The following is an 18152-nucleotide window of genomic DNA, read 5'->3' on the forward strand; positions in this document are numbered from 1 at the left end:
CATTAGTCTACCCCTAGATAGTAAGTATACTGTCAATCAGGGAGGACAGACGTTGCGGATCGCCGTGATTGGCGGGGGGCCCGGTGGGCTCTACTTCGCCTATCTCTGGAAGAAGCGTCACCCCGAGGATCAAGTCGACCTGTTCGAACAGAACCCGGCCGACGCGACCTGGGGCTTTGGCGTCGTGTTCTCGGACCAGGCCCTGGAATTCTTGCGTGCCGACGACCCCGAGACGGTCGACGCGATCGCGCCGCACATGGAGAGCTGGGAGAACATCACGCTGAACCTGAGCGGCGACAGCGTCGCCATCGACGGCGTCGGCTTCTCCTCGATCGGCCGGCTCGAGCTCTTGCGATTCCTGCAGCAGCGCGCGCTCGATGTCGGCGTCACCCCGCGCTTCGATACGCCGATTCATGCGATCGACCAGCTCAACGGCCATGATCTGATCGTCGCCGCCGACGGGCTGAACTCGCTGGTACGCCGCGCCTTCGAGGGCGATTTCGGCACCTCGCTGTCCTACTCCTCCAACAAGTTCGTCTGGTACGGCACCTCGAAGCGCTTCGACACGCTGTCGCAGACCTTCGTAAAGACCGACCGCGGCGCCTTCAACGCCCACCACTACCGCTACTCTCCAACCATGAGCACGTTCCTGGTCGAATGCGATCATGCGACGTGGCAGGCCTACGGTTTCGCCTATAAGGACGTGGAGCAGTCCAAAGGTGTCTGCGAGGAGGTGTTCGCCGACACGCTCGGCGGCCGCTCGCTGGTTTCCAACAAATCGGTCTGGCGCAACTTCCCCTGGGTCTGGAACGAGCACTGGTCGTTCAAGAACATGGTGCTGCTCGGCGACGCGCTGCACTCGGCGCATTTCTCGATCGGCTCGGGCACGCGGCTCGCGATCGAGGACGCCATTGCGCTGGTCAAGGCGCTGGAGTCGGATGCGCATCTCTCCACCGCCCTGCATCGCTACCAGGCCGCCCGAAAGCCGGTGGTGCAGAAGCTCGTCAACGCCGCGCGGACCAGCGCTTTCTGGTACGAGCACTTTGCTCAGCACATGCAGCAGGGCCTGATGGACTTTGCCTACAGCTACATCACCCGCTCAGGCCGCATCGACGACTCCCGCCTGCGCGCGATGTCGCCGGCCTTCATGGCGCGCTACGAAGCCGCCAAGAACGGTGGGGACGAGGCATGAGCGAGCAGATTCACGACCAGGTGCCCGCCGACTGCGCGGGCGCACGCGAGATCGGCTTTTCCGTTCCGCAGGTCTACAATGCCAGCCGCGTGCTATTCGGCAATCTCGCGAGAGGATGCGGCGACAAGCTCGCGCTCATTGGCCCCCCGGGCATGCGCACCTACGCCGAGCTCTGCGCGGAAGCCTGCCGCTGGGGCAACGGCCTTGCCTCGCTCGGCCTCAAGCGCGGCGATCGCGTGCTGCTGTTCCTCGACGACACCCCGGCCTATCCGGCCGCGTTCTTCGGTGCGGTGCGCGCCGGCTTCGTGCCGTTGCTGATCAACACGCTGACGCCGCCGGATCTGCTGCAATTCTATCTCGCCGATTCCGGCGCTTCTGTCGCGGTGGCGGACGCCGAGTTCTGTGCACGTTTCAACGCCGAGGCCTGCAAGGACACGAGCCTGCACACCTTGGTCGTTGTCAATGGCGCCGTGGGCGATCACGCCGCGCCGAACGCCGTTTCCGCCGCCAATTGGCTGTCGCAATTTCCGTCCGAACTTGCGGAAGCCGACACGCATCGCAACGAGATGGCGTTCTGGATGTACTCGTCCGGATCCACTGGCCGGCCCAAGGGCATCGTGCATCTCCAGCACGACATGGCCTATAGCGAGGTCGCTTTTGCGCAGAACGTCTTGAAGCTGACGCCGGATGACATCTGCTTCTCGGTGCCAAAAATCTTCTTCGCCTATGGCTTTGGCAACGCGATCACCTTCCCGTTCTCGGCGGGCGCGACGACGCTGCTGTTGCCGGGCCAGCCGAAGCCCGCGGCGATCTTTTCGGCGATCGAGCAGTACAAGCCGACGGTCTTCTTCGGCCTGCCGACGCTCTATACATCGCTGACCAAGGCCGAGAGTGCCGACAGGACCGACTTCTCGTCGCTGCGCATGGCGCTCTCGGCCGCCGAGGTGCTCTCGGCCGACGTCTTCAACGGCTGGAAGACGCTCACCGGTCTCGAGATCGTGGAAGGCCTCGGTTCGACCGAGGTGCTGCACATCTATCTCTCCAACCGCCCCGAGCGGAAGAAGCTCGGCGCGGCCGGCCTGCGTGTGCCCGGCTACGAGGTCGCGCTACGCGACAAGGACGGCCGCGATGTCGCCGACGACGAGGAAGGCATCTTGTGGGTGCGCGGCGATTCCAACACGCCGCTTTACTGGAACCGGCCGGACAAATCCGCCGAAACGATCCGGCAGGGCGGGTGGATCTACACCGGCGACCGCTTCGTCCGCGATGCCGATGGCTTTCACTTCTTCCGCGGCCGCGCCGACGATCTCATCAAGATCTCCGGCCAGTGGGTCTACCCGCTCGAGGTCGAGCTGTGCCTCGCCGACCATCCGGACATCCGCGAATGCGCGGTGTTCGCCGCCGAGCTGCCGGACCGGCGCATGACGCTGAAGGCGGTCGTGGTGATGAACAGCCGCGCGGCTGATCAAAGCGAAGCGACACGACGGCTGCAGGATTACGTGAAGGGCAAGCTGCTTCCCTACAAATATCCCCGCGAAGTGATCTTCATCGACGAGCTGCCGAAGACGGGCACGGGGAAGATCGACCGGCAGGCGCTGTTGCGGATGTGAGCGGCGGTGTTGCTCACTCTCGCTGTCGTCCGGCGAAGGCCGGGACCCATACGCCGAGTGGGAGTTATTAGCGCGAGCTGGTCACCACCTGTCTTCGCCAAACCGAACTCGGTGGTTATGGGTCCCGGCCTTCGCCGGGACGACACCGGAATGTCAGGCGCCACCTCACCCCGCCTTCCCCAGATGCTCCAGCGCGTCCTCCGCTCGTAGCGGCACCCGCGACGCCTCGTTGTTGAGATCGACGAGCTGCACCAGGAGCCCCATCAGCGCCTTGCGGTCCGCCGGCTTGAGCGGCTCCAGCATCCGCGCCTGGGCGCGTTCGACGGCGGGGATGATGTCGCGCAGGATCGCCGCGCCTGACTTGGTCAAATAGAGCAGCTTGATCCGCTTGTCTTCCGGCGCCGGCCTGCGCTCGACGAAATCCTTGGCCTGAAGCCGCTCGATGACGCTGCCGAGCGTGGAGCGGTCGAAGGCGATCACCGCCGACAGCCGCGTCGCATCGATGCCGGGGTGGGTGTGGATCGCGATCAGCGCCGCGTATTGCACCGGCGTGAGGTCGAACGCCTTGCATTCCTCCATGAAGATCGAGACCGCGATCTGCTGCATGCGCCGGAACAGATAGCCCGGCGCGGCATAGACCGCGTCAATCGTGATCGGAGGCGGCTTACTCGGCATCGGGCTGCTTCTCCGGCGCGGCGTTGACGAACGCCGGCAGCGCCTTGGCGGCAGCTTCCGCCTTAAGCAGACGCGGATAGGCGGAGACGTCGACGCCAAAGCGGCGCGCATTGGCGAGCTGCGGCACCAGGCAGAGATCGGCGAGCGTCGGCGCATCGCCGAAGCAGAACGGGCCCGGCTCGGTCCTGATCAGGGTTTCACAGGCCGCGAGGCCCTCGCGGTTGACCCACGCCGCCCAGTCCTGAACCTTCTCCTCGGCAAGGCCAAGCTCGCGCAGCCGCGCCAGCACCTTCAAGTTCTGTACGGGGTGAGTGTCGCAGGCGATCGCCAACGCGAACGCCCTGACCTTGGCGCGCTGCAGCGTATCCCTCGGCAGCAGCGGTGGGTTGGGGTGGGTTTCGTCGAGCCATTCGATGATGGCGACGGACTGGGTCAGCACTGCGCCCGCATCGTTCTCCAGCGCGGGCACCAGGCCCTGCGGATTGATGGCGAGATAGGCGGGCGCGCATTGCTCGCCCTTGCGAAGGTGATGCGGCAGGTGCTCGGCACCGAGACCCTTGAGGTTCAGCGCGATCCGTACCCGGTAGGCGGCGCTGGAGCGGAAATAGCCGTGCAGCTTCATCGGAACCCTCCCGTTTCGTTCTTGTTCGCACGTTGACGCTACCTAGATCGTAAGTATACTGTCAATCAACAAAACGACGGGAGCCGCACCATGGAAGCCGTGACGAAGACGCCGGAACGCGAGGCGTTCTACAAGAAGATCGACGGCGAGAATCTCACCGCGCTCTGGACCGTCATGAGCGATTTGATCACACCGGAGCCGAAGAGCGCCTGCCGGCCGCATCTGTGGAAGTTCGACATCATCCGCGACTACATGACCGAAGCCGGCAAACTGATCACGGCGAAAGAAGCCGAGCGGCGCGTGCTGGTGCTGGAAAATCCCGGCCTGCGCGGGCAGTCGAAAATCACCACGTCGCTCTATGCCGGCGTGCAGATGGTGGTGCCGGGCGACATCGCACCCGCCCACCGGCACAGCCAATCGGCGCTGCGCTTCGTGCTCGAAGGCAGGGGCGCCCACACCGCGGTCGACGGCGAGCGTACCGCGATGGAGCCCGGCGACTTCATCATCACGCCGTCGATGACCTGGCACGATCATTCCAACGAGACCGACCAGCCGATGTTCTGGCTCGACGGTCTCGACATTCCGCTGGTGCAGTTCTTCGACTGCTCCTTCGCGGAAGGCTCCAACGAGGACCAGCAGAAGATCACGAGACCGGCCGGCGACAGCTTCGCGCGCTACGGCCACAATCTGCTGCCGGTCGACGTGAAGCGGAGCTCGAAGACCTCGCCGATCTTCAGCTATCCCTATGCCTACACGCGCGAAGCACTGGAGAAAGCCCGCACGAGCCAGGAGTGGGACGCCTGTCACGGGCTGAAGCTGAAGTTCAGCAACCCCGAGACCGGCGACTTCGCGATGCCGACCATCGGCACTTTCATCCAGTTGCTGCCGAAGGGCTTCAAGACCGCGCGCTATCGTTCGACGGACGCAACGGTGTTCTGTCCGATCGAAGGCCACGGCCGCACCCGCATCGGGGAATCGACCTTCGAATGGGGCCCGCGCGATTTGTTCGTGGTGCCGAGCTGGCAATGGGTCACGCACGAGGCGGACATGGATGCGGTGCTGTTCAGCTTCTCGGATCGCCCCGTGCAGCAGAAGCTGGATCTGTTCCGGGAGGATCGCGGGAACGCGTGAGGCTGATGCTTGTCGTTCCGGCGAAGGCCGGGACGACAGTGGCGGCTACCGCCAGTGCAACAGCCGCGTCTCCAGCCAGTTGATCACCCTGCCCACCATCAACCCGAACGCCGACAGGATCACCACGCCCGCGAGCAGCTGATCGGTCTGCATCAAATTACCGGCCTGCAGCACGAACGCGCCGATGCCGTATTGCGCGCCGATCATCTCGGCGCTGACGACGAGCAGCAGCGCCACCGACGACGTGATGCGGAAGCCGGCGAGGATCGCGGGCAGCGCGCCCGGCCAGACCACCTTGCGCACGATGGTGGCGAACGGCACGTTGAAGCTCTGCGCCATGCGGATGAGATTGCGCGGCACCGCGTCGACGCCGCTATAGACCGAGATTGCGGTCGAGAAGAACACGCCAAGCGCAATGGTTGCGATCTTCGGCTCTTCGCCGATGCCGAGCCAGAGGATCAACAGCGGCAGCAGCGCGATCTTCGGGATCGGAAACAGCGCCGAGATGAAGGTGATGCCGACGCTGCGCGCCAGCCGCGACAGGCCGATGGCAAAGCCAACCGCGACACCGGCCGCCGTGCCGAGCAGCCAACCGACACCGATGCGCAGGAGCGACGCGGAAAGGTGCTGCCACAGCGCGCCAGAGATCGCGAGCTGGTAGATCGCACGCGCGATCGCCGATGGCGGCGGCAGGAACAGCGGATTGACGAGGCCGCTGCTGCCCGCCGCCTGCCAGATCGCAATGACCAGCGCGAGCGCGATCCAGCCGCCGAAACGGCTGCTCGCCGGCACGAAGCCGGCGCCGCGAAAGCGGACGCGCCGGACCATTTCATCCTTCGCAGATGTTCCCACTGGCGCGCGATCAAGCATGCTGAACCTCGCGCTCGGCATCGATCGCCTCGTTGCGGATCAATGACCAGATCTGGTTCTGAAGCGCGAGCAGCTTTTCACGGGCTGCAATGTCACCGCGCTCAGTGCGCGTCATCGGCACCGCCACGACCTCGCGAATGCGGCCAGGACGCCGTGACAGCACCACGATGCGATCGGCAAGTCGCGCCGCCTCTTCGAGATTGTGCGTGACATAGACCGCGCCCATGCCGCCGTCGGCGAGCAGCCGGACGAAATCCTCCATCAGCAGTTCGCGGGTCTGCGAATCCAGCGCCGAGAGCGGCTCGTCCATCAAGAGAATGGCCGGCCGGACCGCGAGCGCGCGCGAAATGCCGACGCGCTGGCGCATGCCGCCGGACAGCTGCTTTGGATAGGTTTTGCGAAAATCCGTCAGGCCGGTGCGGCGCAAGGCATCGTCGACCAGCGCGCGGCGCTGCACGGCCGAGAGCTGGGTGTGCAGCAGCGGGAATTCGACGTTCTCCTCCACATTGGCCCAGGGCAGCAGCGCGAAGTCCTGGAACACGAAGGTGAGCGGATTGAGACTGTCCGCCGGCGGCGCGCCGCGCAGCTCGGGCGCGCCGGAGGTCGGCAGCAACAGGCCGCCGAGGATCGACAGCAGCGTGCTCTTGCCGCAGCCCGAGGGCCCCACGATCGCCACCACCTCGCCCGCGCTGACGGTGAACGAGACGTCGTCGAGCACGGCGAGATCGCCGAAGCGATGGGTGATGTGGTTGGCGGTCAGGTCCATGCGTGGCGTTCTAATCTCAATCCGCCTTCACGAATTCCTTGGCGATGATCGCGTTCGCGTCGAAGCCCTTGTCGGCAAAACCCTGCTCCTGGAGCCATTTGATCTGGTTGTCGACGTTCTTCACATCCAGCTTGCCGTCGGGATCGATATAGGCGCAATTGCCGACCACCTGCTCGACCGGGAGGTTCGTATACTTGGCGATGATCTCCAGCAGCGGCTTTGTCTTGTCATTGATCGGCGCGACGCCGTCCTTCATCGCGGCAAGGATGACGTCGTGATATTCGCGGTCGGCCTTTGCCAAAGCGCCGAGCAGCTTCGTCACCAGCACCTTGTTGGTCAGCGTCTTCGGTGAAGCGAACACCGCGCCCAATTGCCAGGGTGTCTCGTCGCCGACCCAGCCGAGGAACTTCGCACCGCCGTCGTCCATCAGCTTTCGCGCGGTGGAGATCGGCAGCAGCGCCGCATCCACCGTCTCGCCCTTCAGCGCGGCCGCCGCATTCGACAGCGATTGCAGCGGCACGATCTTCACGTCGGCGAGCTTGAAACCGTATTTGTCGGCAAGCAGGCCGAGCGAATAGTGAAAGGAGGAGCCGACCTGCGTCATCGCCACGCGCTTGCCCGCGAGGTCCTTCGGCGTCTTCAGACCGCTCGCATAGGCGTTGTTGCTGGCGAAATAGCCGATCAGGGGATAGCCGGCCTTCTCGCGGCTCATGCCGCCGATCACCTTCAGCACGCCCTTGCCGGCGAGATTGTAAAGGCCGGCGGTAAAAGCGGTGACGCCGAAATCGATGTCGCCGGAGGTGGTGGCCACCGCGATCGGCTGCGCCGCATCGAAGAATTTCAGCTCGACGTCGAGGCCGGCCTCTCGGAAATAGCCCTTGTCCTGCGCGATGAAGACGGGCGCGGAGGAGGATAGCCTGAGCACGCCGATCCTGGCTTTCAGCGCGTCCTCGGCTCGGGCGGTGCCCATCGCTGTGATCGCCATCAGGCCAGCTAGCGCGAGCCGCACAATCCCGGTCATTTCGTTTCCTCCGCCGTCGATATCTTGCAGTCGGTTACAGGCCTTCGGGCACGGGCTGGTCCCGTCCGATAAAGGCGCCCTGTTGTTTCAACGTTTCCTGCAGCTTTTCAACGGGGATGTCACGCGGGATCCGGTTTCCGGAGAGCGCCAGCGCGGCGGCGGAACCGGCCGCCTCCCCCATCACGAAACAGGCACCGGAGACCCGGGCCGCCGACTGGCCCTCATGGGTCATCGAGGCGCAGCGGCCGGCGACCAGCAGATTGTCGACGCCTTCGGGCACCAGCATGCGGTAGGGCAGCTCGTTATAGCCACGCGATTCCGGGATCGGCGGGAAGGTGAAGACGACGTCGCCGGGGACATGGGCCTCGATCGGCCAGCCATTGACCCCGATGGAATCCTCGAACGACGCGCAGCCGAGCACGTCCTCGCCGCTGAGCTGATAGCCGCCATTGATGCGGCGGGTTTCGCGGATGCCGAGCTGCGGCGGCAGGTCGACGATGTAGGATTTTTCAAAGCCCGGCACGGTGCGCAGGAATTCGAACGCGGCGAGCGCCTGCTTGCGGCCCTCGATCTCGCCGCGGGTGAGATCGTCAGGCTCGATGCCGTTGATGGCATGGCCGTCCTCGCGCGCGACTTGCGTAAAGTTCACCCGCCATTCGGTGCCGGATTTCTGCGGCCGCACGATCGCGCTCTTGCGCGGGAATGTGTGGGTACCGGCGGCGGTGGCCTGCTCCATCAATTGCGGGATGGTGCGCCAGGCATCGCCCGCCTTCGCCGGATCGATGCCGTTGAGGCGGAGCATCATCGAGGGATACATCGGATGGCCGTGCTCGTCGCCGAATTCGAACGGCGCGCCGGCCCAGACCGCGAGATCGCCGTCGCCGGAGCAATCGATGAAGATCTCCGATCGCACCGCCTGTCGGCCCGCCTTGGTCTCGACCATCAGGGCATCGATGCGGCTGTTATCGCCCATCACGACGCCTGCACCGAGCGCATGGAAAAGGATGTGCACCTTGTGACTGGCGAGCAGTTGGTCGGCCGCGATCTTGTAGGCGGCGGTGTCGTAGGCCTGGGCAAAGACCTTGCCGAGGATCAGATGCGGCGCGTTGAGCCCGTTCAAGCGGTCGATCCGAGCCAGCAGCTCGGACGCCATGCCCTGCACCAGCCGATGGGCCTCGCCGTAGACGTTGCCGTGCAGGCCGCAGAAATTGGTGACGCCGGCAGCGGTCCCCATGCCGCCGAGGAAGCCGTAGCGCTCGATCAAGAGCGTCCTCCGTCCCGCGCGCGCCGCTGATGCTGCCGCCACGATGCCGGCCGGACCGCCCCCGAGCACGACGACTTCATATTCGCCATAAAGCGGCACCTGGCGTGCCGGTTCTTCGATCGTGGTGGCCTGCATGGCGCGTCCTGTCCCTGAAACTCTCTTGCTTGGGCCCGACTATGAATTAGCGCGGACCGAGCTACAATCCGCCAAAATAGACGATCAGCTTTCGCGAATCGAGAAAGGTGGAAAATGGACGTCCTCGTCAACTTGCAGGCGTTCCTCGCCACCGCCGACGCCGCCGGCTTCTCCGCGGCTGCGCGAAAACTCGACGTCTCGACGTCGGTGGTGGCCAAGCGCGTCACGCAGCTCGAGGCGCGGATCGGCACGCCGCTTTTTCAGCGCTCGACCCGGCAGTTGCGGCTGACCGAGGCCGGCCAGCGCTACGTGCATCGCGCCCGCGCCGTCGTCACCGACGCCACCGACCTGCTCTCGCGCATGGGCGAGAAGGGCCATGATCTCGTCGATCACCTACGCATCAAGGCGCCGACCTCGCTGACGGTCGCGCGGCTTGCGGACGTCTTCACCGCTTTCCAGACCCAGAACCCGCGGCTCAAGCTCGATATCGTGCTGTTCGACCGTCCGGTCGATCCCGTCACCGAAGGCTTTGACATCGCCATCGGCGCCTTCCCGCATTCCTTTGGCGGTGTCGTCGACGAGCCCCTGTGCCCGCTGAAGCGGCTGCTCTGCGCCTCGCCTGCCTATTTGAAGAAACACGGCGCGCCGAAACATCCGCGTGATCTGGTCGAGCATCGCTGTCTCAGCTTTCTGCCGACGGGGCCGGAGTGGATCTTTGACGGGCCGCGCGGCCGCATCAGCGTCCAAGTCAGCCCGCTGCTGTCCTGCAACGAGGGCCAAGTGCTGGCGCGCAGCGCCATCGCCGGCAACGGCATCGTGCTGATATCGGACTATCTCGTCGCGGACGCCTTGCGCAACGGCGCACTCAAGCCGGTTCTGCGCGAGTTTCCGATTCCGGAATTGTGGGTGAAGGCTGCGATCCCTGAACGGCGGCGCAATGCCGCCGCGGTGCAGGCGCTGCTCACACTGCTGAAAAGGTCACTGGCGGTGTCGCTGTGAAAGCCCGTAGCCCGGATGGAGCGCATGCGTAATCCGGGTTCGTGCCACGCGGGACAGCCGGGAGATTCGGTTGGTCCGCCCCGGATTGCGCTTCGCTCCATCCGGGCTACTCACGTTCAGCTTTTAGCACCTGCCCAATTCGCCGCGCGCTTTTCCGCAAACGACGCCAGCCCCTCCGCGGCTTCTGCACTCTGGCGCTTGACCGAATGCAGCTGCACGAGCCGATTGTAAGCCGCATCGTCCACCGCCATTCCGCCGAACGAGCTCTCCAGCGCGAGGCGCTTGGTCTCGGCCATCGCTTCAGGTCCGTTGGCTAGCAACTGCTCGACCACCTTGGCGCCGGCGGCTTCGAGATCGGCGAGCGGCACCACCTCGTGGACGAGGCCGATGCGGCGAGCGTCGTCGGCGCCGAAACGTTCACCTGTGAGCGCGTAGCGGCGGACTTGCCGTACACCAATGGCATCGCAGAGCTGCGGGATGATGATGGCTGCCGTCAGGCCCCAGCGCACTTCGGTGATCGAGAACAGGGCGTTGTCGGCCGCGATCACGACGTCGCAGGCCGCGATCACGCCGGTGCCGCCGCCAAAGCAGCCGCCCTGTACCAGCGCGACCGTCGGGATCGGCAGCGTGTTGAGCCGCTGCACAGCCTCGAAAGTCGCACGCGACGCGGCCTCGTTCGCATCAGTCGATTGCGGCCGCACGCCGTTGATCCATTTGAGGTCGGCGCCGGCCTGGAAATGCTTGCCGTTGCCCCGGAGCACGACGACGCGCAGGTTCGGCTTCTTGCCGAGATCGTCCATGGCCGCGAGCACGCCGGCGATCAGCGCGCCGTCATAGGCATTGTTCACTTCGGGCCGGTTCAACGTGACGGTCGCAACCCCACGCGCATCCAGAGTCCACAGGACGGGGCTGTCAGTCATCGGCGATCCCTCCGGTCGTTTGTTTGCCCTGCACTATGACCGAGGCCGCTCGTTCCGATCCATATCTTTCCGGCGTAGGGCGGCCGCGTCCATCGCATGGCGGCTTGTGTCATGCTGCTGCCGGGCGGCATCAAGGGATCAGGGACGGATATATATGCGCATCTGCATTTTCGGCGCGGGCGCCGTCGGCAGTCATCTCGCGGTCAGGCTGGCCCGCGCCGGCCATGAGGTCTCGTGCGTGATGCGCGGCGCGCACCTGGAGGCGGTCCGGGCCAACGGCCTGAAGCTGCGCGTCGGCGATTCCGAGGTCAGCGCCAAGGTGAACGCGTCAGGCGATCCGGCCCAGCTCGGCCCGCAGGACGTCGTGATCAGCACCTTGAAGGCGACCGCGCTGACCGGGCTGGTCTCCAGTCTCAAGCCGCTGCTGCAGGACGACACCGCCATCGTGTTCGCGCAGAACGGCATTCCCTGGTGGTACGGGATCGGCCTGCCGCCGCGACACCCGACCCCGCCCGACATCTCCTTCCTCGACCCGGGCGGGCGCCTGCGCGCCTGCATCCCGAAGGAGCGGATCGTCGGCGGGGTGGTCTTCTCCTCCAATGAGGTGATCGCGCCTGGCGTGGTGCAGAACCTGACGCCGGACCGCAACCGCCTGCTGATCGGCGAATGCGACGATCGCAATTGCGAGCGCATCACAACGCTCCGCAGTGTCTTCACCGACGCGCGGCTGGAATCGCCGCCGGTCGCCGAGATCCGCGAGGCGATCTGGTCAAAGCTGCTGACCAACATGTCGCTGTCGGTGCTGTGCCTGCTCACCGGCCAGACGGCGCGCGGCGTGCGCGATGACCCCGCCTTTGCGGACGTCATTCCGCGGATGCTGAACGAGGCAAACGAGATCGCTCAGCACTTCATCCCGGAGGTCAAGCGCGTATCACGCAGCGGTCCCGCCCCCAACCACAAGCCGTCGCTGCTGCAGGATTACGAGCTCGGCCGCGCCATGGAGATCGACGTCCTGGTGAAAGCGCCCCAAGCCTTTGCGCGCGCCGCAGGCCTGTCGACGCCGACCCTCGATCTCATCGCCGCGCTCGCGATCCAGAAGGCGCGCGACAAGGGACTTTATTCCGCCTGAAATTCAAGCGAGCCCGTCGATCCAGGCCGCGAGCGCATCAAGCACCTCCGCAAGCGCCTCTTCATTGCTGCGGCCGGACTTTTTCAGCACCGCAAAGGAGTGATCGCCGCCTTCGATCTCATGTAGCGTCGCCTTCGGGGCAAGAGCGGCGATGACCGGCCTGAGGAGGCCGAGATCGGCGAGCCCGTCGCGGGTGCCTTGCAGGAACAACATCGGGATCTCGACACTGGCCAAATGCTCGGCACGCTCGGTCGACGGCTTCTTGTCGGCGTGCAGGGGAAAACCGAGGAAGGCGAGCCCTTTGACATCAGGCAGTGCGGCCTTCGACTGCGCCTGCGACGTCATGCGCCCGCCGAAGGATTTTCCGCCCGCAACGAGCATCACACCGGGGCAGAGCCGCGCGGCTTCCTCGACTGCCGCGCGGATCGTGGCGTGGGCGACCGCCGGCTGGTCCGGACGGCCCTGCTTGTTTTCCATGTAGGGAAAATTGAAGCGGAACGTCGCGATGCCCCGACTTGCGAGCCCCTCCGCAATCTTGTCCATCGATGCGTGCCGCATCCCTGCACCGGCACCATGCGCCAGAACGTAGCAGGCGCGCGCATTGTCCGGCTGCATCAGGATCGCGGAGACCGTGCCGATACGCGCGATGTCGAGCTTGAGCTCTTGAATTTTGACAGCCACAATCAACCATTCCGACAGACGCTACTCCGGCCGCCTTGGTAGCGTCACCGGCGCAGCCTGAAAACACAATAATTGCCGCCGAAGGCTAGCCTACCAAGCCGGCTAGCTGCATTGACCGAGGTGACCATGTCCTACCGCTCCTCCTGGATGACCGAAGAGCTCGAAATCTTCCGCGACCAGTTCCGGAAATACCTGGTCAAGGACCTGGCCCCGCATGCCGAAAAATGGCGCGAGCAGAAAATGGTCGACCGCTTTGCCTGGCGCGGGCTCGGCGAGATGGGCGCGCTGCTGGCAAGCGTGCCGGAGGAATATGGCGGGCTCGGTGCAACCTTCGCCTATGACGCCGCCGTGCTCGACGACCTCGAAAGCACGGTGCCGGAGCTGACGACCGGTGTCTCCGTGCACAGCGCCATCGTCGCGCACTACATCCTCAATTACGGCTCCGAGGAGCAGAAGAAGCGCTGGCTGCCGAAGATGGCTTCGGGCGAGATGGTCGGCGCCATTGCCATGACCGAGCCCGGCACCGGCTCGGATTTGCAGGCCGTCAAGACCACGGCCAGGAAGCAGGGCAATTCCTACGTCATCAACGGACAGAAGACTTTCATCACCAACGGCCAGGCCGCCGATCTCGTCATCGTGGTCGCACGCACCGGCGATGTCGGCGCCAAGGGCATTTCGCTGATCGTGGTCGAAACCGCGGGCGCCGACGGCTACAAGCGCGGGCGCAACCTCGACAAGATCGGCTTGCATGCCTCCGACACCTCCGAACTGTTCTTCGACAACGTCGCGGTCCCGCCGGACAATTTGCTCGGCGGCGAGGAAGGCCAGGGTTTTGTGCAGCTGATGCAGCAATTGCCGCAGGAGCGCCTAGCGCTCGCGGTCGGCGCGGTCGCCGCGATGGAGCGCGCGATAAAACTCACCGTCGACTACACCAAGGAACGGAAAGCGTTCGGCAAACCGCTGATGGATTTCCAGAACACCGCCTTCAAGCTCGCCGAGCGCAAGACCGAAGCGATGATCGCGCGCGTCTTCGTCGACTGGTGCATCGAGCGGCTGGTCGCCAAGGACCTCGACACCGTCACGGCCTCGATGGCGAAATACTGGTGTTCGGAGAAGCAGGTCGAGACCGCCGACGAATGCCTCCAGCTGTTCGGCGGCTACGGCTACATGCAGGAATACCCGATCTCGCGCATCTTCATCGATTCCCGCATCCAGAAGATCTATGGCGGCACGAACGAGATCATGAAGCTGTTGATCGCGAGGTCGCTCTAATCAGGCAGCTGTGAGCGGCTACTTCATCCGCGGGTCGGCCACGAGAAAGTCGATGAAGGTCCGCACCTTCGCAGAGAGATATTTGCGGCTCGGATAGACCGCGAATAGCTTGCCCTCGAAGATGACTTGCCCGGGCACGACGTGCTCGAGGCGGCCGGCGGCGAGATCCTCCGCGACCAGCCATTTCGGCAGGAAGGCGAGGCCCATGCCTTCGAGCGCTGCCACGTGCAGCAGCGTTTCATTGCCACTGCGCAGCACCGGATTGAGCTTGACGGTCTCGGTGCCGTGCTCGCCCTCGAAGGAGAAACTTTCACCCGGGTACAGCGCGTAGTGCAGCATCGCCTGGCCGGCGAGATCGGCAAGTTTGGTCGGGCGCCCCGCGCGATCGAGATAAGCGGGCGCGCCGACCATATGGAACGCGACCTTGGTGATGGGCCGCGCGATCAGCGCCTCGTCGGGCGCTGCGGTCGCGCGAAGTGCGAGATCGAATCCCTCCTCGACCAGATTGACCATCCGGCCGCTGAGATCGACGTCGAGGCGCACTTCGGGATAGCGGCTTTGATAGTCGGCCAAAATTCCCGCGAACATCGCATTCGCCATCCACACCGGCGCGGTCAGCCGCAGCGTGCCGCGCGGAACGACCGTCGTATTGCTGACGGCGGCTTCAACCTCGTCGAGCGAGTCGAGCATCTGCCGCGCCTGCTCGAAATAAAGCGCTCCGCTTTCGCTCAGGCTGACGCGCCGACTGGTGCGGTTGAGCAGTCGCGTACCCAGCCGCTTTTCGAGCTGCATCACGTGTTTGCTCGCCATCGCGGGCGAGATGCGCAGGCGCTGCGCCGCGGTCGCGAAGCTCTTCAGCTCGGCGACCAGGCAGAACACCCTCATGCTGACCAGAGAATCCATGAAATCATCAACACCCGGGAAATGAACCAATCCCAAGACGTATAATGATCAAATATGAGGAAACTATCAAATGGTGGCGACCGTCACCTTTTGGAGAACCACCGTGTCCACCACCGCCTTCGAGACTGCCTCCCCCGGCCGCGCCATTCGTATCGGCCTTTGGATCGCACAGGGCCTGCTCTTTTTCGTTTTCACCGCAGCCGGGCTAGTCAAGCTGCTGACGCCGATTCCAGAGCTTGCCGCGATGATGCCCTGGGCCGGTCAGTATTCCGCAACGTTCGTCCGGTTCATCGGGCTCGTCGATCTCGCCGGCGGAATCGGCATCCTGCTGCCGGCGCTGACGCGAGTCCTGCCCCGGCTGACTGTGCTGGCCGCGGTGGGCTGCTCCATGTTGCAGGTGTTGGCGCTCGTCTTCCACATCTCGCGCGGCGAGGCGCCGGTCACGCCGCTCAACGTCGTTTTGCTCGCGCTCAGCCTGTTTGTGCTGTGGGGGCGCGACCGCAAAGCGCCGATCGCGCCGCGTCAGTTCTGAACAACCGAAGGCGGCAGCCATGATCTCCGCCAACGGATGGTCCCGCAGGGGCCTGCTCGCCGGCACCGCGATCCTCACGGCCGGCGGCACCGCCGCCAAGGAGGATCGTCTCGCCGACGGCGTCGTGATCCTGATCGACAGCAACGAGCCCTATGTCATGGGACACGCGATCAGCTACTCGGCTAACCTCTCGAAGCACTTTACGGACAGGGGCGCACGATTGCTGATCGAGGTCGTCGCCAACGGCAAGGGCATCGACGTCTTCCGGGCGGACAGGACCCCGCTGGTCGAACCGCTCGCGACGCTGCGGCAGTCGGTACCCAACCTCGCCTACAGCATGTGCGCGTCGTCAAAAGCGATCGCCGAAGCCAAGGAGCAGGTCTTGATTCCGCTGATAGCAGGTGCCAGCCTCGTGCCGTTCGGCATCGGCCGCGTGGTCGATCTGCAACTCAAGGGCTGGGCCTATATCCATGCTTGAGACCGCGCGCGAAAGCGGTCCATTGCCGTCGCGGCGATCGATCATGATGGCCGTGCCGGCGCTTCTTGCCTCCTTGCGCGCGGCCCATGCGCAGGAAAGCTGGCCACCGGTGTTCGAGGCCGGCCGCGGCCAGTTCACGCTGGTGCGGCCGCGCGCGCCGATGCCAACGCTCAGGCTTCAAGACATTGGCGGGAAGGACGTCGCGTTGAGCGCGAAGCCGGGCCGCATCACCCTCGTCAATTTCTGGGCGACCTGGTGCGCGGCCTGCCGGCTCGACCTGCCCGCGCTCGCAAGTCTCGCGGGATCGCGGCCGGACCGGCTCGACGTTGTCGCGATCTGCACCGATACGAAAGACCTGCGCAAGATCCGCACGTTTCTCGGCGGCCTCGCCGTGCAGAGCCTCGCTTGCTATGTCGACGCCTATGGCGCGGCGGCCGAAGCGTCGACCGCGATATTCTCCCTGGTCGGCATGCCCATCACCTATCTCGTTGGAACGAGCGGTCAGGTCGAGGGCTACATCGCCGGTGCGCCCGACTGGCTTTCTCCGGCAGGCGCGCGGCTGCTGCAATTTTATCGCGAGCGGGGCTAGCGCCGCTCTATTTCGGATGCCACCAGCGGCCGCCAATCACGACACCTTCGGAGACGATCTTGCGGTCTCCGATCAGGTGCTCGCCGACCACGTCCTCATAGTCGAACTGGCCTTGCTTGATCGAGATCAGCGTGGCATCGCCGGCGCTGCCCGGCTTGAGGCTGCCGAGTTCGGGCCGCCGCAGCGCCATCGCGGCGTTGACAGTGGAGGTTGCGATGACGTCGGACAGCGGCATGCCCATGCACAGGAATTTCGACAGGGTCGTCACCTGGTCGAAGGCCGGGCCGTCGATGCAGAGCTGATGAATGTCGGACGAGATGGTGTCCGGATAGAAGCCGTTGGCGAGCATGGCACGTGCGGTCTTGAACGCGAACGAGCCCTTGCCGTGGCCGATGTCGAACAGCACGCCGCGCTCTCGCGCGTCGAGCACCGCCCGCTTCACCGTGCCCTGCGCGGTCGCGGGCGTGTTGGGGAAGGGCCGGAACGCGTGGGTGAGCACGTCGCCGGGGCGCAGGCGCGCCAGCACCTCCTCGTAGCTCGGCGGCGGATGATCGATATGCGCCATCAGGGGCATGCCGACCGCATTCGCGACCTCGAGCGCGATGTCGAGCGGCACGACGCCCGACGTGCCCGAGGAGTGCAGCCCCACGCGCACCTTGATGCCGACGATGAGATCGCGGTTGGCGTCGGCCACCTTGGCCGCCTCGATCGGATTCATCAGCCGCAGCTCCTCGCTCTCGCCGACCATGATCCGGTGCGAGAAGCCAAAGATGCCGGCGTGCGAGACGTGAAGATAAGCGAGGATGCGGACCTGGCTCGGCTCGATCACATGCTTGCGAAATCCGGCGAAATTGCCCGGCCCCGCGCTGCCGGTGTCGACCGCGGTCGTGACGCCGGAGAGACGGCAAAACTCTTCGGCGTCGATGCCAAGCGACGTGCCGCCCCAATAGACGTGGGTGTGGAGATCGATCAGCCCCGGGGTCACGATGTAGCGTGACACGTCGCGCACGTCGGTGCCCGGATCGGCCTTGAGCCCGCTGCCGACCGCCGCGACCTTGCCGCCGGCAAAGGCGACATCCGTCACGGCATCGAGCTTCTGGGACGGGTCGACCACATGGCCGCCGCGCAGGATCAAGTCGAAGGGCATTGTCGTCTCCGGATATGGCAGCGAGGCGGGGCGAGAGTCAGCCCGGGCCAGGAAGGAAGCTTCGCGCTTCTAGCAATTTTTGCGCCGACGAGCGTAGCAAACGCGACGATTGCTCACTGAAAATCTGGCGATCCCGGGAAGACTCGAACTTCCGACCTACGGTTTAGGAAACCGTCGCTCTATCCGGCTGAGCTACGGGACCGCGGAACCCGCAGA

The 18152-nt window shown here is 65.0% G+C and carries 19 protein-coding genes and 1 tRNA gene; 9 read left to right on the plus strand and 11 right to left on the minus strand.

The features are described from left to right. Positions 1 to 52 precede the first annotated feature (52 nt). Positions 53 to 1192, plus strand: a complete 1140-nt coding sequence (locus tag AC0L3C_RS29820) for an FAD-dependent monooxygenase (RefSeq protein WP_007599353.1) — start codon at positions 53 to 55, stop codon at positions 1190 to 1192. After that, positions 1189 to 2802 carry a benzoate-CoA ligase family protein gene (locus AC0L3C_RS29825; RefSeq protein WP_473409719.1) on the plus strand — a complete coding sequence of 538 codons (1614 nt, stop codon included), beginning with the start codon at positions 1189 to 1191 and terminating at the stop codon, positions 2800 to 2802. Before AC0L3C_RS29820 ends, AC0L3C_RS29825 begins: the two co-directional genes overlap by 4 nt. Before the next feature lie 165 nt (positions 2803 to 2967). Here the strand turns inward: AC0L3C_RS29825 and AC0L3C_RS29830 are convergent, their stop codons facing one another. Continuing rightward, on the minus strand, positions 2968 to 3477 hold the full coding sequence (locus AC0L3C_RS29830) for a MarR family winged helix-turn-helix transcriptional regulator (protein WP_247817983.1): 510 nt from the start codon (positions 3475 to 3477) through the stop codon (positions 2968 to 2970). Further along, a complete protein-coding gene (gene maiA / locus AC0L3C_RS29835) occupies positions 3467 to 4099 on the minus strand; it encodes a maleylacetoacetate isomerase (RefSeq protein ID WP_473409720.1) in 633 nt (210 codons plus the stop codon). Before maiA ends, AC0L3C_RS29830 begins: the two co-directional genes overlap by 11 nt. A gap of 90 nt (positions 4100 to 4189) precedes the next feature. Between maiA and gtdA the strand changes: the two genes are divergently transcribed. Continuing rightward, the gene (gene gtdA, locus AC0L3C_RS29840) at positions 4190 to 5230 is read left to right on the plus strand and encodes a gentisate 1,2-dioxygenase (protein ID WP_473267003.1); all 1041 of its coding nucleotides are present in this window, start codon (positions 4190 to 4192) and stop codon (positions 5228 to 5230) included. Positions 5231 to 5275: 45 nt separating this feature from the next. On the opposite strand, the gene AC0L3C_RS29845 is transcribed toward gtdA, so the two are convergent. The 4 genes from AC0L3C_RS29845 to AC0L3C_RS29860 are packed head-to-tail and all read right to left on the minus strand — an operon-like array spanning position 5276 to position 9286. Continuing rightward, positions 5276 to 6100: an ABC transporter permease gene (locus tag AC0L3C_RS29845; RefSeq protein WP_473409721.1), complete on the minus strand. Its 825-nt coding sequence runs from the start codon at positions 6098 to 6100 to the stop codon at positions 5276 to 5278. Continuing rightward, positions 6093 to 6866, minus strand: coding sequence for an ABC transporter ATP-binding protein (locus AC0L3C_RS29850; RefSeq protein ID WP_473409722.1), 774 nt, complete (start codon positions 6864 to 6866; stop codon positions 6093 to 6095). The genes AC0L3C_RS29845 and AC0L3C_RS29850 overlap by 8 nt, the downstream gene beginning before the upstream one ends. A gap of 16 nt (positions 6867 to 6882) precedes the next feature. Next, on the minus strand, positions 6883 to 7887 hold the full coding sequence (locus tag AC0L3C_RS29855; protein ID WP_247405897.1) for an ABC transporter substrate-binding protein: 1005 nt from the start codon (positions 7885 to 7887) through the stop codon (positions 6883 to 6885). Between the two features lie 34 nt (positions 7888 to 7921). Next, positions 7922 to 9286, minus strand: a complete 1365-nt coding sequence (locus AC0L3C_RS29860; protein WP_473409723.1) for an FAD-dependent oxidoreductase — start codon at positions 9284 to 9286, stop codon at positions 7922 to 7924. A 114-nt stretch (positions 9287 to 9400) separates the two neighbouring features. Between AC0L3C_RS29860 and AC0L3C_RS29865 the strand changes: the two genes are divergently transcribed. Next, a complete protein-coding gene (locus tag AC0L3C_RS29865) occupies positions 9401 to 10285 on the plus strand; it encodes a LysR family transcriptional regulator (RefSeq protein ID WP_473409724.1) in 885 nt (294 codons plus the stop codon). 116 nt (positions 10286 to 10401) lie between these two features. Here AC0L3C_RS29865 and AC0L3C_RS29870 read toward each other — a convergent pair whose 3' ends face one another. After that, a complete protein-coding gene (locus AC0L3C_RS29870) occupies positions 10402 to 11205 on the minus strand; it encodes an enoyl-CoA hydratase-related protein (RefSeq protein WP_473409725.1) in 804 nt (267 codons plus the stop codon). 154 nt (positions 11206 to 11359) lie between these two features. Between AC0L3C_RS29870 and AC0L3C_RS29875 the strand changes: the two genes are divergently transcribed. Further along, positions 11360 to 12334, plus strand: a complete 975-nt coding sequence (locus AC0L3C_RS29875) for a ketopantoate reductase family protein (protein WP_473266055.1) — start codon at positions 11360 to 11362, stop codon at positions 12332 to 12334. Positions 12335 to 12337: 3 nt separating this feature from the next. Here the strand turns inward: AC0L3C_RS29875 and AC0L3C_RS29880 are convergent, their stop codons facing one another. After that, positions 12338 to 13015: an alpha/beta hydrolase family protein gene (locus AC0L3C_RS29880; RefSeq protein WP_473266053.1), complete on the minus strand. Its 678-nt coding sequence runs from the start codon at positions 13013 to 13015 to the stop codon at positions 12338 to 12340. A gap of 126 nt (positions 13016 to 13141) precedes the next feature. Here AC0L3C_RS29880 and AC0L3C_RS29885 point away from each other — a divergent pair, with 126 nt between their 5' ends. Beyond that, entirely contained in the window at positions 13142 to 14287 is a 1146-nt protein-coding gene (locus AC0L3C_RS29885; protein ID WP_473266050.1) for an acyl-CoA dehydrogenase family protein, read from the plus strand. An 18-nt stretch (positions 14288 to 14305) separates the two neighbouring features. Here the strand turns inward: AC0L3C_RS29885 and AC0L3C_RS29890 are convergent, their stop codons facing one another. Further along, positions 14306 to 15190, minus strand: a complete 885-nt coding sequence (locus AC0L3C_RS29890) for a LysR family transcriptional regulator (protein WP_473409726.1) — start codon at positions 15188 to 15190, stop codon at positions 14306 to 14308. A gap of 70 nt (positions 15191 to 15260) precedes the next feature. Between AC0L3C_RS29890 and AC0L3C_RS29895 the strand changes: the two genes are divergently transcribed. The 3 genes from AC0L3C_RS29895 to AC0L3C_RS29905 are packed head-to-tail and all read left to right on the plus strand — an operon-like array spanning position 15261 to position 16789. Continuing rightward, positions 15261 to 15722 carry a DoxX family protein gene (locus AC0L3C_RS29895; RefSeq protein WP_473266044.1) on the plus strand — a complete coding sequence of 154 codons (462 nt, stop codon included), beginning with the start codon at positions 15261 to 15263 and terminating at the stop codon, positions 15720 to 15722. Positions 15723 to 15741: 19 nt separating this feature from the next. Continuing rightward, the gene (locus tag AC0L3C_RS29900; protein ID WP_473409727.1) at positions 15742 to 16200 is read left to right on the plus strand and encodes a DsrE family protein; all 459 of its coding nucleotides are present in this window, start codon (positions 15742 to 15744) and stop codon (positions 16198 to 16200) included. A gap of 43 nt (positions 16201 to 16243) precedes the next feature. After that, positions 16244 to 16789, plus strand: coding sequence for a TlpA family protein disulfide reductase (locus tag AC0L3C_RS29905; protein WP_473266041.1), 546 nt, complete (start codon positions 16244 to 16246; stop codon positions 16787 to 16789). A 7-nt stretch (positions 16790 to 16796) separates the two neighbouring features. On the opposite strand, the gene AC0L3C_RS29910 is transcribed toward AC0L3C_RS29905, so the two are convergent. Beyond that, the gene (locus AC0L3C_RS29910; RefSeq protein WP_473409728.1) at positions 16797 to 17936 is read right to left on the minus strand and encodes an amidohydrolase/deacetylase family metallohydrolase; all 1140 of its coding nucleotides are present in this window, start codon (positions 17934 to 17936) and stop codon (positions 16797 to 16799) included. Positions 17937 to 18061: 125 nt separating this feature from the next. Then, positions 18062 to 18138, minus strand: a tRNA-Arg gene (locus tag AC0L3C_RS29915). Between the last annotated feature and the right edge of the window lie 14 nt (positions 18139 to 18152).

The sequence above is a fragment of the Bradyrhizobium sp. WSM4872 genome (assembly GCF_055811715.1).

Bases quoted from the DNA above. Each gene is read 5' to 3' on its own strand.
- AC0L3C_RS29855 (WP_247405897.1), bottom strand. From the start codon at position 7,887: ATGACCGGGATTGTGCGGCTCGCGCTAGCTGGCCTGATGGCGATCACA.
- AC0L3C_RS29910 (WP_473409728.1), bottom strand. From the start codon at position 17,936: ATGCCCTTCGACTTGATCCTGCGCGGCGGCCATGTGGTCGACCCGTCC.
- AC0L3C_RS29890 (WP_473409726.1), bottom strand. From the start codon at position 15,190: ATGGATTCTCTGGTCAGCATGAGGGTGTTCTGCCTGGTCGCCGAGCTG.
- gtdA (WP_473267003.1), top strand. From the start codon at position 4,190: ATGGAAGCCGTGACGAAGACGCCGGAACGCGAGGCGTTCTACAAGAAG.
- AC0L3C_RS29845 (WP_473409721.1), bottom strand. From the start codon at position 6,100: ATGCTTGATCGCGCGCCAGTGGGAACATCTGCGAAGGATGAAATGGTC.
- maiA (WP_473409720.1), bottom strand. From the start codon at position 4,099: ATGAAGCTGCACGGCTATTTCCGCTCCAGCGCCGCCTACCGGGTACGG.
- AC0L3C_RS29870 (WP_473409725.1), bottom strand. From the start codon at position 11,205: ATGACTGACAGCCCCGTCCTGTGGACTCTGGATGCGCGTGGGGTTGCG.
- AC0L3C_RS29825 (WP_473409719.1), top strand. From the start codon at position 1,189: ATGAGCGAGCAGATTCACGACCAGGTGCCCGCCGACTGCGCGGGCGCA.
- AC0L3C_RS29860 (WP_473409723.1), bottom strand. From the start codon at position 9,286: ATGCAGGCCACCACGATCGAAGAACCGGCACGCCAGGTGCCGCTTTAT.
- AC0L3C_RS29905 (WP_473266041.1), top strand. From the start codon at position 16,244: ATGATGGCCGTGCCGGCGCTTCTTGCCTCCTTGCGCGCGGCCCATGCG.
- AC0L3C_RS29895 (WP_473266044.1), top strand. From the start codon at position 15,261: ATGGTGGCGACCGTCACCTTTTGGAGAACCACCGTGTCCACCACCGCC.
- AC0L3C_RS29900 (WP_473409727.1), top strand. From the start codon at position 15,742: ATGATCTCCGCCAACGGATGGTCCCGCAGGGGCCTGCTCGCCGGCACC.
- AC0L3C_RS29865 (WP_473409724.1), top strand. From the start codon at position 9,401: ATGGACGTCCTCGTCAACTTGCAGGCGTTCCTCGCCACCGCCGACGCC.
- AC0L3C_RS29885 (WP_473266050.1), top strand. From the start codon at position 13,142: ATGTCCTACCGCTCCTCCTGGATGACCGAAGAGCTCGAAATCTTCCGC.
- AC0L3C_RS29850 (WP_473409722.1), bottom strand. From the start codon at position 6,866: ATGGACCTGACCGCCAACCACATCACCCATCGCTTCGGCGATCTCGCC.
- AC0L3C_RS29875 (WP_473266055.1), top strand. From the start codon at position 11,360: ATGCGCATCTGCATTTTCGGCGCGGGCGCCGTCGGCAGTCATCTCGCG.
- AC0L3C_RS29830 (WP_247817983.1), bottom strand. From the start codon at position 3,477: ATGCCGAGTAAGCCGCCTCCGATCACGATTGACGCGGTCTATGCCGCG.